At 42.8% G+C, this 1448-nt stretch carries 1 protein-coding gene and 1 pseudogene; one reads left to right on the top strand and one right to left on the bottom strand.

The genetic code is table 11. From position 1 onward, the window contains the following. Positions 1–688, bottom strand: a pseudogene (locus R7E00_RS23315) (hypothetical protein); the annotation flags it as partial. Positions 689–894: 206 nt separating this feature from the next. Here R7E00_RS23315 and R7E00_RS23310 point away from each other — a divergent pair. Further along, a partial coding sequence (locus tag R7E00_RS23310) for a cupin domain-containing protein (protein WP_318124611.1) occupies positions 895–1448 on the top strand: 554 nt, incomplete at its 3' end.

Here is a 1448-nt window from a genome sequence, read left to right as displayed (position 1 = left end):
GGCTATGTTCATGGTCATGACCGGTATCAGCATGATGATCATGGTCAGCAAATTCTTCCACCTTGCCGTTCTTATTTCGCAGGTAACTCAAGCCAAATTGCCAACTAGAAGAATCTGAAATGTCGCTACCTAGTTTTAATGTTGAGGTAAATACACCAACGTCAGAACCCTCATCCACTGCCGACATCTTGCTGCCACTTAGCGCCTCAACACCAAATTTCACAAACAGATCTGTCGGAAGAACAAGGCTCGCTCTCACGCCATCATCATAGTAATGCGAACCAAGAAACGTTCGGTACGCTAATGGACGCTCAACAAAACTATCGGTATGCATGTGTTGGTTGTTCAAGTAACCAAAATCGGAAAGAAAACGCCCCGCTCGGACATTAAAGCCGTAAGGCAAAGCCAAGGTTTCGATAAACGCTTCTTCCAACATCAGTTCGGTGTCGTCAGCATGGCTTTCCAGCACTGTCGTCAAAGCGCCATGGAATTTATCGTCAATGTTTGCAGACAAACTAAGCTCGGTATGACCCAAGCCAAACCCTTCTTCTCGCTCTGAGTTATGACGCTGTCCATCTTGGTAATATCCGTCCAAAACAACACCAATTTGTGGATTCGACAACGTATCGGCAAAAACAGGGGATGCAAAAATGCTACCGATGACTAGAGAAACCAATTTTTTATTCACTACCTTTTCCTTATTGTTATGTTATAACATATGATTTTTAAGTTGTTATAATATAACAATTATCATTACACAAGTAATAATTGAAAATAGAACCCATTTGTATTCAGAAAACCGTTGAACATTGCTTAACCAACCATTGCATCAAATTACGTTTTTAAACGTATAATTGGATCAAGCACCGATAAAATAAGTAACGGTATTTCAGTATGTTGAATATGGATTTTTCTCAAAGGGTCGTCATCGAAACAGGCAGTCAAAATTGGGTTGCTAGCCCCTCTCAAGGAGTGTGGCGTAAGCCATTGGAGCGAGAGGCAAAAGAATCTGGTCACGTAACCAGTGTAGTGAAGTACGAAGCAGGATCGCGTTTTTCTCCTCACCTTCACCCTTACGGAGAAGAAATTTTTGTGCTCGATGGTGTCTTCTCTGACGAAAATGGCGACTATCCCGCAGGTTCTTATCTTCGTAACCCACCCGGCAGTCTGCACGCGCCGTTTAGCGAGAAAGGTTGTGTCATTTTGGTCAAGCTCAATCAATTTGATCCGAACGATCTTAAAACTGTTCGAATCAATACTCGAGAAACAGAATGGTTGCCTGGTATTGGCGGACTACAAGTGATGCCGTTACATGATTTTAAGCACGAGCATGTTGCGTTGGTGAAGTGGCCCAAAGGCGAAAAGTTTCAACCTCACAGACACTTTGGTGGAGAAGAAATTTTTGTGTTATCTGGCGAGTTTAGGGATGAGCTAGGTATATACCCAAC

This window comes from Vibrio sp. Vb1755 (assembly GCF_033338635.1).
Taxonomy (GTDB): Bacteria; Pseudomonadota; Gammaproteobacteria; order Enterobacterales; family Vibrionaceae; genus Vibrio; species Vibrio alginolyticus.
The sequence above is the reverse complement of the archived record's forward strand: the minus strand, read 5'-3'. Positions and strand labels throughout refer to the sequence as shown.